Raw genomic sequence first — 13,785 nt, 5'->3', positions numbered from 1 at the left:
TCCCACCTCGCCAAAGTCAACGATAAATACGATTACTTTTTGCACTAGTATGCTTTAGACGGTGAAGGCGAGCCAGGGGGCGGTGGCCGGGAGTGCGGGCGTGGCATGATTCCGCCATGACGGAGATCGGGAGAGCCGGTGCGCACGACCGGGTGGTCAGCAGCCTGGGCGCGGCCATTGTCAATGGTGACATCTCCCCTGACGATGACCTCGACGTGGCGGCGTTGCAGGAGCGGTTCTCTGTGAGCAGGACCGCCGTGCGTGAGGCGCTGCGCGTGCTGGCTGCCAAGGGCCTGGTGGGAGCCCGGCCCCGGCGGGGCACCTTCGTCGCGCCGCGCGAGCAGTGGGCGCTCCTGGATGCCGACGTGCTGCGCTGGCGCTTCGCCGACCGGGTGGACGAGACGTTCCTGGACGAGTTGGGCGAGGTGCGGCTGACCGTCGAGCCGGCTGTGGCGCGTATGGCGGCGCTGCGCCGTACCGATCGTGACCTGGCCGATCTGGAAGACGCCCTGGCCGCCATGCGGACGGCGGCGGGCCGGCCGGCCGTCGATCACGTGGAGGCCGACCTGGCCTTTCACCACGCCCTGCTGCGGGCCGCGCACAACGAACTGATGGCGCAGATGGCCACCGCGATCGAGGCGGGGCTGCGGCTGCGCGACCAGTTCGTGCACACGGCACTCACCAGCGAATCCACCGACAAGCACGCCGAGGTGCTGTTCGCCGTGCGCAAGCAGCGGCAGAAGGCGGCCGAGACCGCGATGCGGGCGCTCATCGAGCGCTCCATCGCGGACGTCGACCTGGCCAAGAAGGTGCACGACGATCACGGCGGATGAGCAGGGCCGGACGTCAGCGGGCCACGCCGTCACCCGCCCCGACCGGATCCACCTCGCTGACCTCACGGGCGGGCACCCGCAGCGCCGCGTTCCCATCGGTGACGTACGCGCCGTCGCGCCCCAGCTTGATGACCACCTCGCGCGGCCCCAGCTCCAGCAGCAGCCGGGCCAGCACGCCGGGATCGTCCACGTCCGCTGCCCTCTGCGCGACGAGCCGCGCTTCCTCCAGGCCGGCGAACACCACCTCGGCCCGCCCGGCGAGCCGCCGCAGCACCTCACCGGCCTGTTCCGGCGGCCACAGCAGGGCACGGTAGTTGACGTCGAAGCTGACCGGCACGCCCGCCTGCCCGGCGACCGCTAGCGCCCGCTCCACCGCGGCCGCGGGCCCGGGGCCGAGCGCCGGCGTGATGCCCGTCAGATGCAGCACGTCCGCCGCGGCGATCGCCTCGGCGGCGACATCGCCGGGCGAGAGCCGCGCCCCGGCCCCGTCCTTGCGGTGGTAGGAGACCACCACCCGGTCGGCGGTTCGCCGGTGACGGGTCAGCTGCCCGGTGGGCCGGTCGCCGTCGCGTACCGTACGGGAGACGTCGACGCCCTCGCCCCGCATCGAGGTCAGGATCATGTCCGCCGCCGCGTCCCGGCCGAGCCGCCCCAGCCAGGTGGCGCGGTGTCCCAGCCTGGCCACGCCGATCGCGACGGTCGCCTCCGCGCCGGCGTAGGACAGCGTGGCCGCGGCACCGGGGGACGGCGTGCCGATGCCGGACACCCGCGTCACCGCCATCACCTCGCCCAAGGCGACCAGCTCACCCATCCGAGTCCTCGGCGATCTCGACCAGCCGCTCGGCACGGGCGGCCAGCGCCGCCGTGTCACCGTCCGCGCAGGCGTCACCCAGCAGCGGCGAGCCCATCCCCACGGCCCGCGCCCCGGCCCGCAGGTAGCCGGGCACGTCCTCGATGCGGATGCCCCCGGTCGGCACCAGCGGGATCTGCGGCAACGGGGCCCGCACGTCCTTGACGTAGCCGGGGCCGCCCGCCGCGCCCGCCGGAAAGACCTTGACCATGGCGACCCCTAGCGACCACGCCTGTACGATCTCCGTCGGCGTGAACGCCCCCGGCACGACGGGGACACCGAGCCGCCGCCCTTCCTCGATCACCTCGGGCAGCACGGCCGGTGTGATCAGATAGCCGGCGCCGGCGTCCGCGGCCTGGCGTGCCGAGGCCGCGTCGAGCACGGTGCCCGCCCCGACCGCCGCTCCCTGGAGTCCGCCCCCGGTCGCCCATCGGATGGCCTCGGCCGCGCCGGGAGTCGTCATGGTGACCTCCATCGCGCGGACCCCGGCATCGGCAAGGGTCTCCAGCACGGCGTTAAGGTGGCGGGAGTCGGCGGCTCTAATGATGGCGATGACCGGTAGAGCGGCCAGCGCCTCGTCCAGTGTCGTCATCGCTCCTCCTCGATGACCACAGTGCGGGGCACCGGGATGAGGGTGACCGAGCGCAGTTCCAGGACGGAGCCGCCGGGATAGGCGGTCGGCCGCGCCCCGGGGGGGATGAACACGGGGGCGTCCTCGCTCAGCGGCAGCAGCCGCAGCTCGAGTCCGTGCTCCAGGACCTCCTCGCGGAAGCGGCGCAGCCCGATCTCCCAGGCCGGGCCGTACCAGAACTGGTCGGCCACCAGCCGCCCGCCGATGTAGGCGCGGCCCACGTCGCCGGTCCAGTCCAGCCGCAGCAGCACCTCCTCCTCGCCCGTGAAAGCCTCCGGGGGAACGGCGACGCGGTACACGGCGGCCTGGTCGAAGTCGGCGTCGGTGGGCGCGGAGGCCCGTCCGGACGCGGGATCGATCACCGGTTGCCGCGCCGGGCCCGCCTGCCTGACCTCCTCGACCTTCGCCTCGGGCGCCTGACCGCCGAAGGCGGGCGCCGGCAGCAGGCCGAACACGCCGTCGGTGCCCGTCGCGGAGGCCGGGGCGGGGAAGATCCGTACGTCGGAGGAGTCCTGGCCGTAGACGACCAGGCGGCCTTCCTCGATCACCACGGGCCGCTCGCTCAGCACCAGCCGGTCGGCTCCCCACAGCCGCCCCTGGGCGGCGGTCAGAGCCTGGGCGGCGTCCAGTACCAGGACGGCCGCGCGGGCGCCGGCCGCGTCGCGCACCCGCAGCAGGCAACCGGTGCCCGGCGCGAGGTTGGTGATCACGAGGCGGTCGCCGTCGCGCTCCACCGTCGCGGGCCCCTCGACCTCGGTGACGGTGGCGGCGTCGAAGACGAGCTCCACCGGGATGCCGGCCGTCCGGCAGAAGACGTGCACCGGCTCGTCGGCGTCCAGCACCCCCATGGGCTGCGCGGTGGCCGTCAGCAGCAGGCTGCCGCCGACCGGGCGGGCGAGCGGCCAGACGAAGTACGCCCCGGACGGCACCGTCACCGGCTCGCGCGGCACCGCCAGCTCGCGCCCGCCCAGCTCGACCGCGAACCGTACCTCCTCGTGGGCGGGCAGGGTCTCGACCGGCTGGTGGTTGTTGACGAACAGGAATCCCGAACGGCCGTCAGAGCGCACGCACCAGCGCAGCGTCTCCCGGTCGGCCGTGTCGCCGGGGGCGTCCAGCGGCATCGTCAGCGTCATGGTGGCCAGGTCGGGCCCGTCGGCGGCCAGCCACAGATGCTGCAACCGCAGATGGCGGAACGACTCACGGAACTGGCCGTACTCGCCCAGCGGCGCCTGGAAGTCGTAGCTGATCATCGGACAGTCGTTCGGGTAGCCGGTCGCGTGCGACTCCTGCAGCGTGGACAGCGCGCCGATCTTCTGGGACGCCCCGTGGTACATGTAGTAGCCCTGCCACACCGACCCGCTGCCAGCTTCACCAGCCCCAGCGCGGCGATGTCGGTCGCCTCGATGACCGGCCGGCGGTGGTAGGAGGTGTACATCCCGCCGCCCAGCTCGCAGGTGGCGAACGGGTAGCGGGCCAGATGGCTCTCGTCCGAGCCGGTCACCTCGGTCGTACGCAGGTCCGCGCCGATGGAGTCGTCGTCCCGGCCGGGGCCGAAGAAGTAGTGGGCCCGGCTCTGCTGCGGCCATCCGTCATGGGCGGTGTCCCACGCGGCCTCCGGGTAGCCGCCGAACAGCGGGATCACCTCGTCCGGCGGCAACCGCGCGTGCCCCCACCCGGTCGCCGTCCACAGCGGCGCGTCGATGCCCGCCGCCTGGGCGATGCGCTTCAGCGTGACGAGATGGCCCGGCTGGTCGTACAGCTCGTTCTCCACCTGCACCGCCACCACCGGACCGCCGTGCTTGCGGGTCAGGCCGGACAACTGCCCGCCGATCTGCTCGAACAACGGCCAGACCAGCTCGATGTAGCGGGGATCGTCGGTACGCGGCACGCAGCCAGCCGCCAGCACCCAGTCGGGGAAGCCGCCGTTACGCGACTCCCCGTGCCCCCACGGCCCGATCCGCACCACCACGTCGAGTCCCAGCTCGGCACAGGCAGTCACGAAACGGCGCAGGTCGCGGTCGCCGCTCCAGTCGAAGACGCCGCGCCGCTCCTCGTGCAGGTTCCAGAAGACGTACGTGGCGACCACCGTCACCCCGCCCGCCCGCACCTTCAGCAACTCTTCCCGCCACTCGTCCGCCGGGTAGCGGCCGTAGTGGAACTCTCCCATGATTGGGAACCACGGTTCGCCCCTGCGGCTCAGGTACCGGGAGTTCACGGTGATCGCGTCGGACTGGTGGGGGAGATCGCCCAGCCGCAAATGGCCTTCCACCAGCGGTGGAATCTGATTCGGGATGTCGAGTCGTCGCACAGCTGCACCTTTCCTTCAAGCCGCACAACGGCTGCACAGTACTATGACTATGAGAAAAAAATACTACTAGTTCGAGTGGGCTGCCGGCCGGTGCACGATGATCCACAGAGTCGATCTCAGGGCCGTGGTGCGGGTTACGTGTAGGGCACTGCCCGGCGCAAGCCCGGTGAGGTCGGCAACCGCACGAACGCCACGTCGCGGTCCTCGGTGCGGCCCATCCATCCGTGCTCGACTAGGCCGGTATTCATGTGTCCGTGAAGCCCATGGCTGCGGCGGGGTCTGGCCGTGTTTCGTAGTTGCGGGTCAGCCGGCCGTGGAGCATGAGTCGGCCCAGGGTACGTTCAGGAGCGCGCGTGCGCGAGCTGCCGGTTGGCCTCCTCGCGGACTGCGAGGTAGTGCTGGGGGTCGAGGGTGAACGAGTCGAATCGGAGCGGGCAGCCCTTCCGATCCGTGTCGATCAGGTTCCGCGCCGTGGCGGCGTCGAAGGCGGCCGGCATCGTGAGCGCGCGGTGGTCGTACAGCGCCTGCGCGAAAACGCGAGAGCGGATCGACGGGTAGGGTATTCGTCCAGCCCGCGCAGAGAGGACGACCTCGATTCCCTGGGAGCGCAGGTGCGTCCCCCAGAACGATGCGGAGGTGCGGCTACCTCGCCCGGTTGAGCACCTGGGTGATGCCCGCGGCGACGGCCGCCTTCCAGGAGCACGCCATGTGGCCGACGACGCGCTCGTCGTCTCGCGGCTCGGTGACACTCGGGTGCTGCAGGGCGCGTCCACCCGGTGCGCTCACGCGTCCTCGACGACCCGCTGGCCGTCGTGACGGCCGCCGCGCCGGTCGAGGGGCAGATCGACGAACATGGGGGTTTCCTCGGCCGAAACGTGGTGCGCCCGCCCCGGGCGCCGGGGCGGGTCGCGTGTCGGAGAGGTCTACCAGGTGTTGAAGGCGCCGAGGCCGGGGAGCGCCTTGGACGGGGAGCCGTAGTCGAAGAAGGAGGTGTCCTCGACCTCGTTGTCGCCGCCGACGACCCAGCCGTTGGGGTCGGCGCCGTTGGCGAGGTCGACGCTGATGGGGTCCCAGTAGGAGACGGCGTCGACCTTGCCAGTGTCGGACATGGCGCGCAGGTACTCGCGCATGTAGGTGAGCTGGCCCGTGGGGGTGGCGCCGTAGTTCTCGGGGCCGTCCGCGTCCAGGCCGTTCCCCTGGATCAAGGTCTGCTCGCCGGCGCCCCGGGCGGTGAGGGTCCAAGGATGGCCGACCTCACAGATCATGATCCGCTTGCCGCTCATCGCGTTGGCCCAAGAGGCGAAGTTGACCAGTGACGCGATCGACATGTTCGTCCAGAACGGGTAGGCCGAGACGCCGAGGACGTCGTAGTCCAGGCCGTTGGTCACGGCGCCGGCGACCCAGTCGCTGTACAGCCACTTGTCCGGCGTGGTGAGGTGGATGGCGATCTTGCTGGTCGGGGAGGTGGCGCGGACGGCGGCCGAGGCGCTCTTCAGCAGCCGGTAGTAATTGGCAGGGCTGGTGAAGCGGTCGACCTCCAGCAGCAGGTTGTTGATCTCATTGCCGATCGAGACGTACTCGGGCGTGACGCCGTTCGCCTTGAGCTGGGTGAGGGCGCCGACGGTGAAGGCGTAGACGGCGTTCTCCAGCTGAGTCTGGTTGTATCCGGCCCAGGCGGCCGGCCGGGCCTGCAGGCCCGGGTTGGTCCAGAAGTCGCTGTAGTGCAGTGAGATGAAGGTCTTCATGCCGCGGGCCTTGGCGGCTTTGGCGTTCTGGACGGCGTCGGCGAGGTCCTGGTATCCGGACTGGAGCCGGTAGGTGGCGCCGTTGTAGGTGACGGGGTTGCCGGGCTGGTTGTAGATGCGGATGCGGGCGAGGTTGAAGCCCTTCGGCGCCAGGACGTCCAGGACGTCCTTCACGTTGCCGTTCGCGTCGGCGTACCGGGCGCCGACGGCGGCGTTGAGGCGGCGATAGGTGATGTCACCGCCGACCGGCATCGTGCCGCCGTTACCGGGGGTGATCCTGGTGAAGGAGAAGTCGTCGGCGACCAGCGAGGAGGTGCTGGAGTTCGACCAGATGCCGACAGTGCAGGAGGTGGACAGCACGCTCACGGCCAGGCTGACCTTGACCCAGGTCGAGCTGACGGGCAGGTCGAGGCTCTGGGTGGCGTCGCCGCAGTTGTATGCCTGCAGGCCGGCGCCGGTGACGCCCCAGTTCCTGGTCCAGGCGGTGAAGGTGTAGGTGCCCTTGGTCAGCCCGGTCACGGTCTGGACGGTGTTCGCCGTCCAGGCGGAGCCGGAGTAGTGGGCCAGATTGGAGGTGCCGGAGTGCGGGCTGGAGGTCTGGACGAAGGCCGCTCCGGAGGTGCCGGTGTGGGTCCAGCCGGTGGAGCCGGACTCGAAACCGGGGTTGGCGAGCAGGTTCGGCCCGGCGGCGGCCGCCGGGCCGGGCTGGAGCGGGGACGTCAGGGCCGCGGCGAGGCAGGCCGCGGCGAGGGCGGCCGTCCACCGTAGGGGTCGACGCAAGGGATCGCCTCCGAATGACGGTGCGCGGGATGAGCGCACGGGGGGTGAGACAGCCGGGCGCCGGCTGCCGAATCGTCGTGATCCGGATACGAGAATTAACCAGATTGGTAGTATTAGTCAATATTCTAGTAATATTTGTCCTCGTCGCCGGCTTCGACGGGCCACTTGGTCTGTGCCCTCGCAGACCTCAACCGTTTCAGGGCGGCGGAGGGCCGCACTGGAAGGGATGACTCTCGTGAGCGAGGTCTTCGGCACCCTGCCCTCGGGGCGGCTGGTGCACCGCTACACCCTGCAGAGCACGACCGGCCTGCGCGCCCGGATTCTCACCTACGGCGGTGTCCTCCAGACCTTGGAGGTACCCGGTGGCGACGGGCAGGAGGCCAACGTGGTCCTCGGCTACCCGGATCTGGACGGATACCTCAACGGCGACGCCTACTTCGGCGCGGTCATCGGTCGTTTCGCCAACCGGATCGCCGGCGGGCGCTTCACCCTCGACGGGCGGGAGTACCGGCTGCCGGTCAACAGCGGCACGACCTCCATCCACGGCGGCAGAAAGGGGTTCGACCGGCGGCTGTGGGTGGCGGCGACCGCTACTGCCGATTCCCTGACCCTCACCCGGACCAGTCCGGACGGGGAGGAGGGCTACCCCGGTGACCTCCGCGCCTGGATCACCTACGTCCTCAACGGGAACTCCCTGACGATCACCTACGAGGCCACGACCGACGCGCCCACGATCATCAATCTCACCAACCACAGCTACTTCAACCTGTCCGGTGAAGGCACCGGCCCGGTGAACGACCACCTGCTGCGCATCGACGCCGACCACTACCTGCCGACCGACGCCGACCTCATTCCCACCGGCGCGCCGGCGCCCGTCGCGGGCACGATTCTGGACTTGAGGACGCTACGGCCGATCGGCCCACCGTTCAGCGACCCGGGGCTCGGCGAAGGCTACAACCACTCCTACCTCCTGACCGGGTCGATAGCCCTGCGTGACCCGGCCTCGGGACGCTCGATGGAGGTCACCACCACCGAACCCACGGTCCACCTGTACAGCGCCTACCTGCTGGACGGGACCGTCCGGGGAACTTCGGGCCGCCCCTATCCCTGCGGCGCGGGCGTCTGCCTGGAAACCCAGCGTCACCTCGACGCCCCCAATCAGCCGGAGTTCCCTACGACGGTGCTGCGGCCCGGGGAGACCTACTTCTCCACGACGACCTACCAATTCTCCGCTCGCCGCCGGCCTGACGGCGACCGTCTTGACGGCCCGTAGATCCGTGACGGGTCCGGCCCGGTCTCTTCAGAGATGAGAGACCGGACAGGACGTGCATGGCGGGGTTACCAGGTCTTGAAGGCGTCCAGGCTGGGGAGCGCCTTGTGGGGGAAGCCGTAGTCGAAGAAGGCGGTGTCCTCGACACCGACGTCGCCGCCGACGATCCATCCGTTGGGGTCGGGGCCGTCACCTTGGTCGACACTGATGGGGTCCCAGTAGGAGACGCCTTCGACGACGCCGGTGTTGTCCATGGCGCGGAAGTACTCGCGCATGTAGGTGAGCTGGCCTTCGGGCGTCGCGCCGTAGTTCTCGGGACCGTCGGGGTCGAGGTTGTGCTGCTCGGTGTAGGTCTGCTCGCTGGCGCCCTGGGCGTCCGGGGTCCAGGGGTAGCCGACCTCGCAGATCAGGACGTTCTTACCGGCCAGGGCGCTGGTCCAGCTGGCGAAGTTGGACAGGGTGGCGATGGTCTGGTTGGTCCAGAACGGGTAGGCGGAGATGCCCATCAGGTCGTAGTCCAGGTTGTAGGTCTTGGCCTTGGTGATCCAGTCGTTGTACAGCCACTTGTCGGGGGTGGTGAGGTGCATGACGATTTTGGTTTTGGGTGAGGTGGCGCGGACGGCGGCCGCGGCCTTGTTCAGCAGCGCATAGTAGGCGGCGGGGTCGTTGAACCGGTCGGTCTCCAGGAGCAGGTTGTTGATCTCGTTGCCCAGGGACATGAACTCGGGCCGGACCCCGGCTTCCTTCCTCAACCGCGTGAGGGAGTGCACGGTGAAGTCGTAGACGGCCTGTTCCAGCTGGGCCTGGTCGTATCCGGCCCAGGCGGCGGGGCGGGTCTGGATGCCGGGGTTGGTCCACCAGTCGCTGTAGTGCAGCGAGAAGAAGATCTTCATGCCGGCCTTCTTGGCGGCCTTGGCGTTCTCGACGGCGTCGTCGAGGTTCTGGTAACCGGGCTGGACGCCGTTGTAAGGAACGCCGTTGTAGACGACGGGGGTGCCTGGCTGGTTGTAGACCCGGATGCGGGCGAGGTTGAAGTCCTTGCGCTTCAGGATGTCCAGGACATCCTGGACGCGGCCGTAGGCGTCGGCGTACTGCACGCCGACGGCGGCGTTCAGCCGCCGGTAGGTGATATCGCCGCCGACGGGCATGTCGCCGCCGCGGCCGGGGACGTTGCGGGTGAAGGCGAACTCGTCGACGGTCAGGGATCCGGTCTCGGAGCTGGAGGTGATCCCGACGGTGCAGGAGTCGGAGTCGGACAGGACGCTGACGGCAAGCGTGGCCCGCGTCCACGTGGCTGCGGTGGGCAGGTCCAGGCTCTGAGCGGTGTCGCCGCAGCCGGAAGCCTGGATCGCGGCGGTGGTGAGGCCGGTGTTCCTGTACCAGGCGGTGAAGGTGTAGGTGCCGCGGGCCAGGCCGGTGAGAGTCTGGGTGGTGGTGGCCGTCCAGGCGGAAGCCGCCTGATGGACCACGGCGTTCTTGCCGCGATAGGCGCGGCCCTTCACCACGGCCGCGGCACCGGCGGTCCCGGTGTTCTGCCATCCGGCGGCGCCGGATTCGAAGCCAGGGTTCACCAGCAGGTTCGGTCCGGCGCCGTCATTGTCGCTCGCGTTCGCGGGAGCGGCCAGGAGGGTGGATGCAAGGAGGGAGGCGAGGCCAGCCGCTCCGATGGCGGTCCTCCAGCGTGTGGTGTGCTGCACGGGTGTCCTCCGGATGCGTGCGCCAGGAAGGCGCACGAAGGGGGTGGGGCAGCCCTGCCGGGGCTGCCGGATCAAGGTGGTCCGGAGACGAGAATGTATTGGCTTAGTAGTACTAGTCAATAATCTAGTAATATCTTTATGAACGATCCGAGGCGATCACCCCCGCCCGCGTGCCGGTACCCCGGTACTGAAAAGCCCTCCGCCTGTGGCGACTCGGGTCATTCGGGGCAGGCCGGAGGAGACGCTCGGACCCGGAGGCGGTCCGGGACGGCGGTGCCGGCTGAACGGCGCGCGGATCCAGCCGGCCTATTCCTCGGTGGGGTGGACGTTCTTGGCGGTGTCGACGTCCTCGATGGAGCGCTCGATCGGAGTGCGCATCGAGGCCTCGGCGGCCTTGGGCGGCGGGCGCGCATCGCGAGCAGGACCTCGGCGTGCTTGTCGGCGGCCGCAGGCCAACCTCGATCGCCACAGCCATCTAGTGAGAGGCCTGTTGCGGGCGGCGCGCAGGAGCGCCGTGTAGAAGGCAAGGTCGGCCTCGACATGCCGTTCGGGTTCGGCGTCGGCTGCGATGCGCATAGCGGCGAGAGCATCTCCGAGGTCGGCCAGGTCCCGGTCGGTGCGGCGCAGCGCGGCGAAGCGGGCCACAGCGGGCTCGATGGTGAGGCGGACCTCGCCGAGCTCGTCCAGGAAGGTCTCATCGATGTGCTTGGCGAAGCGCCAGCGCAGCACGGCGGCGTCCAGCAGCACTCACTCCTCGCGGAGCACGACCAACGTGCCGCGCCGGGGGCGTGCCCCGGCCAGGCTCTTGGCGGCCAGGGCGAGCAGGGCCTCACCGATCACGGTCCGGCTGACCCGAAGCGCTTTGCAGAACGGCGGCTGAGCGCCGGACAGAAGGCCCACCGTTGGCATAACCCCGTGTGGCGGCACCCCGACGGCGCTTTCGCCGAGTGGTAGCCGCCCCACCCGCCTTTGAGGACCGACCGCTGACTCGCTTGATCGAACACTGACACGTTGCTGCCCCGGCCCCTCGAGCCGGGGAACGGGTCGTTGGTCAGCCCGCGAACGCCACCGTCGGCAGCCCCGGGACGCCGACCTTCTCCCGGAAGACTGCGCCGGCCTCTGGCTCTGGCTCGGCCAGCCCGTACCGGGAGGTCGTGATGAACAGCTCGTCCAGGTCGGGGCCGCCGAACGTGCACGCGGTCACCTGCGCGACGGGAACCTCCACCCGCCCCAGGAACGCGCCGTCGGGCCCATACCGGTGGACGGCGCTGCCGCCCCACAGCGCCACCCACAGGCACCCTTCGGCGTCCACGGTCAGGCCGTCCGGCCCGCCACCGGTGACGTGCGTGACGACCCGCCGCCCGGACACGGCGCCGGTGACGTCGTAGTCGAAGGCATCGATGCGGCTGGTGGGGGTGTCGACGTAGTACATGATGCGGCCGTCGGGGCTCCAGGCGACGCCGTTGGAGATCGTCACCTTGGGCAGGATCGTCTCGACCATCAGGTCCCGGCCGAGCCGGTAGAGCGCTCCGCGACCCGGCTCGGCGTCATAGCCCATCGACCCGCACAGAAACCTGCCGTACGGGTCGCAGCCGCCCTCGTTCATCCGGACCCCGTCGGCGATCGGCGCGGGCACTTCGGCCCGGCCGCCGGAGCCGTCCATGAGCAGGAATCCCTTCTCCACGCCCACGACCATGCCGCCCCCGGCGCGCGGCCGCACGGCGGCGGCGACGGCGCCCACGTGTTCGCGTTCGACCGTCCCGGTCTCGCCGTCCAGGGACAGCACGTCCCCGGCGAGCATGTCAACCCACCGCAGGCCACCCCACTCCTGCGACCATACCGGGCCCTCGCCGTGGAAGGCCGCCGGCCCCGTCACCTGATCCAAAATCACTCCTGATAATATTATTGAATGAGTTGATACTATATAAGGTCGATGGTTGGATCCGGCATGGCGTGCCGACAGTCTGTACGGGTTCCGGCGCGCCGTGATGGTCGTCAGGGCGTGCCGGGAATGCCGTAGTGGGCGGTGAGGCCGCCGTCGACGCACCAGTCGGCGCCGGTGACGAAGGACGCGGCCGGTGAGGCGAGGAAGCAGGCGACCTCGGCGACCTCGTGTGGGGTTCGATGCGGCCCAGCGGGTGGGCTCTGATCACGGTCTGTTCGGCTATGGAGTCGGCTAGGCCAGGCTTGGACTTGGCCCGGTTTGGTGGACACCTGATCTCTGAGGACCCTGGTTCCCGGAAGAAGGAGTCTGCTGTGCCGAACAACTATCCGTCCGAGTTTCTCCGGCAGATGGTGGAGCTGGTGCGCGCGGGACGCACGCATGAGGAACTGGCCAAGGAGTTCCAGCCGTCCACGCAATCGATCCGAACCTGGGTGCGCCAGGCCGATGTGGATGACGGCCGCCGCCAGGACGGCCTGACCAGCGCCGATGCAGGACGAGCTTGCCGGGCTGCGGCGGGAGGTGAAGGTCTTGCGCGAGGAGAAGGAGATCTTGCGAAGGCCGCGGTTTTCTTCGCGCGGGAGACGGATCTGCCGAGATGAAGTTCCGGCTGATCGATGCGGAGAAGGACCACGATGAGGTCTCCCTGCTGACTCGGGTGCTGGGTGTGTCGCGCCAGGGCTACTACGCCTGGGCGGCTCGCCAGCGGCGCGGCCCATCGACTCGATCCCGCAGCGACGCCGAGTTGACGCATCGGATCCGCGAGCATCACCGGGCCTCGGACGAGATCTATGGTGCGCCGCGTATCCATGCCGACCTGCGTGAACTCGACGGGATCCGGGGTGAGCAGCAAGCGAGTGGCGCGGCTGATGCGCGCCGCCGGGCTGGCCGGGGTAAGCAGGCGTAAGGGCTGCCGCACTATCATCGGTGACCCGCGCGCCACGGCCGCCTCCGATCTGGTCCGGCGCCGGCTCTGCGCCGAGGAGCCGAACCGGATCTGGACCGCCGACATCACGTACGTGCCGACGTGGGAGGGCTTTGTCTACCTGGCGGTGGTGCTGGATGTGTTTTCCCGGCGGATCGTCGGCTGGGCGATGGCCGATCACATGCGCACCGAACTGGTGACCGACGCGCTGGCGATGGCGATCCACCAGCGCCGCCCGAGGCAGGTGTCCGGGGTGATTCATCACAGCGACAAGGGCAGCAGTACACCTCGATCGCCTTCGGCCAGCGATGTGAACAGGCCGGCGCCCGCCCGTCGACGGGCCGCACCGGGACATGCTTTGACAACGCCATCACCGAAAGCTTCTTTGCTTCGCTGGAGTGTGAACTGATCGACCGGCGAACCTTCCGCACCAGGTCGGAAGCCGAACGTGCCCTATTCACTTACATCGAGGGTTCTACAACCTACGTCGCCGGCATTCCGCCAATGGCCAGCTCAACCCTGCCGAATACAAGCGCCTACACACCCTCAAGAACATCCAAGATATCGACTACGCTGCCGCTTAGTCGCAAGCCCTGATGTGTCTACTGAGCCGGGGCAACTCCAGCGGCGTCGGTCTCACGGTTGCGCGGTTCCATGCCGGAGAGGCCTTGTTGACGCTCGTTCTCCGGCTCACGGCGGCGCTCGCTGGTCAGGTTCGCATGATCAATAGCTGCTCGAAAGTGCACCTGGCTGGCGTCAAAGATGTAATCCATGCGTCGATCATGACGAATGTCCTCTCGCGGC

At 69.4% G+C, this 13,785-nt stretch carries 14 protein-coding genes and 1 pseudogene; 3 read left to right on the top strand and 12 right to left on the bottom strand.

Annotated features, from left to right (window positions below; all coding sequences use genetic code 11):
• Positions 1–116 precede the first annotated feature (116 nt).
• Positions 117–833, top strand: coding sequence for a FadR/GntR family transcriptional regulator (locus H4W80_RS32050; RefSeq protein ID WP_192788495.1), 717 nt, complete (start codon positions 117–119; stop codon positions 831–833).
• A 13-nt stretch (positions 834–846) separates the two neighbouring features.
• Here the strand turns inward: H4W80_RS32050 and H4W80_RS32045 are convergent, their stop codons facing one another.
• The 7 genes from H4W80_RS32045 to H4W80_RS32020 form a co-directional block, all read right to left on the bottom strand.
• Complete coding sequence (locus H4W80_RS32045; RefSeq protein WP_192788494.1) at positions 847–1,644, bottom strand: sugar kinase; 798 nt, start codon at positions 1,642–1,644, stop codon at positions 847–849.
• Positions 1,637–2,275 (bottom strand): bifunctional 4-hydroxy-2-oxoglutarate aldolase/2-dehydro-3-deoxy-phosphogluconate aldolase, encoded by a 639-nt coding sequence (locus tag H4W80_RS32040; protein ID WP_192788493.1) that lies wholly within the window; start codon positions 2,273–2,275, stop codon positions 1,637–1,639. Before H4W80_RS32040 ends, H4W80_RS32045 begins: the two co-directional genes overlap by 8 nt.
• A complete protein-coding gene (locus tag H4W80_RS61300) occupies positions 2,272–3,648 on the bottom strand; it encodes a hypothetical protein (protein ID WP_225963782.1) in 1,377 nt (458 codons plus the stop codon). Before H4W80_RS61300 ends, H4W80_RS32040 begins: the two co-directional genes overlap by 4 nt.
• The gene (locus tag H4W80_RS61295; RefSeq protein ID WP_318787162.1) at positions 3,561–4,622 is read right to left on the bottom strand and encodes a beta-galactosidase; all 1,062 of its coding nucleotides are present in this window, start codon (positions 4,620–4,622) and stop codon (positions 3,561–3,563) included. The genes H4W80_RS61300 and H4W80_RS61295 overlap by 88 nt, the downstream gene beginning before the upstream one ends.
• Before the next feature lie 341 nt (positions 4,623–4,963).
• Complete coding sequence (locus tag H4W80_RS32030) at positions 4,964–5,119, bottom strand: hypothetical protein (RefSeq protein WP_192788492.1); 156 nt, start codon at positions 5,117–5,119, stop codon at positions 4,964–4,966.
• Positions 5,120–5,264: 145 nt separating this feature from the next.
• Positions 5,265–5,408, bottom strand: a complete 144-nt coding sequence (locus tag H4W80_RS32025; protein WP_192788491.1) for a hypothetical protein — start codon at positions 5,406–5,408, stop codon at positions 5,265–5,267.
• Between the two features lie 137 nt (positions 5,409–5,545).
• Positions 5,546–7,147 carry a glycosyl hydrolase 53 family protein gene (locus tag H4W80_RS32020; protein WP_192788490.1) on the bottom strand — a complete coding sequence of 534 codons (1,602 nt, stop codon included), beginning with the start codon at positions 7,145–7,147 and terminating at the stop codon, positions 5,546–5,548.
• A 226-nt stretch (positions 7,148–7,373) separates the two neighbouring features.
• Here H4W80_RS32020 and H4W80_RS32015 point away from each other — a divergent pair, with 226 nt between their 5' ends.
• The gene (locus tag H4W80_RS32015) at positions 7,374–8,420 is read left to right on the top strand and encodes an aldose epimerase family protein (RefSeq protein WP_192788489.1); all 1,047 of its coding nucleotides are present in this window, start codon (positions 7,374–7,376) and stop codon (positions 8,418–8,420) included.
• A 65-nt stretch (positions 8,421–8,485) separates the two neighbouring features.
• On the opposite strand, the gene H4W80_RS32010 is transcribed toward H4W80_RS32015, so the two are convergent.
• The 4 genes from H4W80_RS32010 to H4W80_RS64680 form a co-directional block, all read right to left on the bottom strand.
• Complete coding sequence (locus H4W80_RS32010) at positions 8,486–9,988, bottom strand: glycosyl hydrolase 53 family protein (protein WP_192788488.1); 1,503 nt, start codon at positions 9,986–9,988, stop codon at positions 8,486–8,488.
• Between the two features lie 432 nt (positions 9,989–10,420).
• A complete protein-coding gene (locus H4W80_RS32005) occupies positions 10,421–10,861 on the bottom strand; it encodes a FadR/GntR family transcriptional regulator (RefSeq protein WP_192788487.1) in 441 nt (146 codons plus the stop codon).
• Positions 10,862–11,165: 304 nt separating this feature from the next.
• A complete protein-coding gene (locus H4W80_RS31995; RefSeq protein WP_318787161.1) occupies positions 11,166–12,005 on the bottom strand; it encodes an SMP-30/gluconolactonase/LRE family protein in 840 nt (279 codons plus the stop codon).
• Between the two features lie 104 nt (positions 12,006–12,109).
• A complete protein-coding gene (locus H4W80_RS64680) occupies positions 12,110–12,439 on the bottom strand; it encodes an SDR family oxidoreductase (RefSeq protein ID WP_225963780.1) in 330 nt (109 codons plus the stop codon).
• Here H4W80_RS64680 and H4W80_RS31985 point away from each other — a divergent pair.
• A pseudogene (locus H4W80_RS31985) lies at positions 12,407–13,565 on the top strand (IS3 family transposase). The gene H4W80_RS64680 and the pseudogene H4W80_RS31985 overlap by 33 nt on opposite strands.
• Before the next feature lie 18 nt (positions 13,566–13,583).
• On the opposite strand, the gene H4W80_RS31980 reads toward H4W80_RS31985, so the two are convergent.
• Complete coding sequence (locus tag H4W80_RS31980) at positions 13,584–13,754, bottom strand: hypothetical protein (RefSeq protein ID WP_192788483.1); 171 nt, start codon at positions 13,752–13,754, stop codon at positions 13,584–13,586.
• Between the last annotated feature and the right edge of the window lie 31 nt (positions 13,755–13,785).

The sequence above is a fragment of the Nonomuraea angiospora genome (assembly GCF_014873145.1).
Lineage (GTDB): Bacteria > Actinomycetota > Actinomycetes > Streptosporangiales > Streptosporangiaceae > Nonomuraea > Nonomuraea angiospora.
Note: the sequence above shows the minus strand (reverse complement) of the source record. Positions and strands in the feature narration are given on the sequence as shown.

Bases quoted from the DNA above. Each gene is read 5' to 3' on its own strand.
- H4W80_RS32050 (WP_192788495.1), top strand. From the start codon at position 117: ATGACGGAGATCGGGAGAGCCGGTGCGCACGACCGGGTGGTCAGCAGC.
- H4W80_RS32045 (WP_192788494.1), bottom strand. From the start codon at position 1,644: ATGGGTGAGCTGGTCGCCTTGGGCGAGGTGATGGCGGTGACGCGGGTG.
- H4W80_RS32040 (WP_192788493.1), bottom strand. From the start codon at position 2,275: ATGACGACACTGGACGAGGCGCTGGCCGCTCTACCGGTCATCGCCATC.
- H4W80_RS61300 (WP_225963782.1), bottom strand. From the start codon at position 3,648: ATGTACCACGGGGCGTCCCAGAAGATCGGCGCGCTGTCCACGCTGCAG.
- H4W80_RS32030 (WP_192788492.1), bottom strand. From the start codon at position 5,119: ATGCCGGCCGCCTTCGACGCCGCCACGGCGCGGAACCTGATCGACACG.
- H4W80_RS32015 (WP_192788489.1), top strand. From the start codon at position 7,374: ATGACTCTCGTGAGCGAGGTCTTCGGCACCCTGCCCTCGGGGCGGCTG.
- H4W80_RS64680 (WP_225963780.1), bottom strand. From the start codon at position 12,439: ATGCGTGCGTCCCGCGCGCACCAGCTCCACCATCTGCCGGAGAAACTC.
- H4W80_RS31980 (WP_192788483.1), bottom strand. From the start codon at position 13,754: ATGGATTACATCTTTGACGCCAGCCAGGTGCACTTTCGAGCAGCTATT.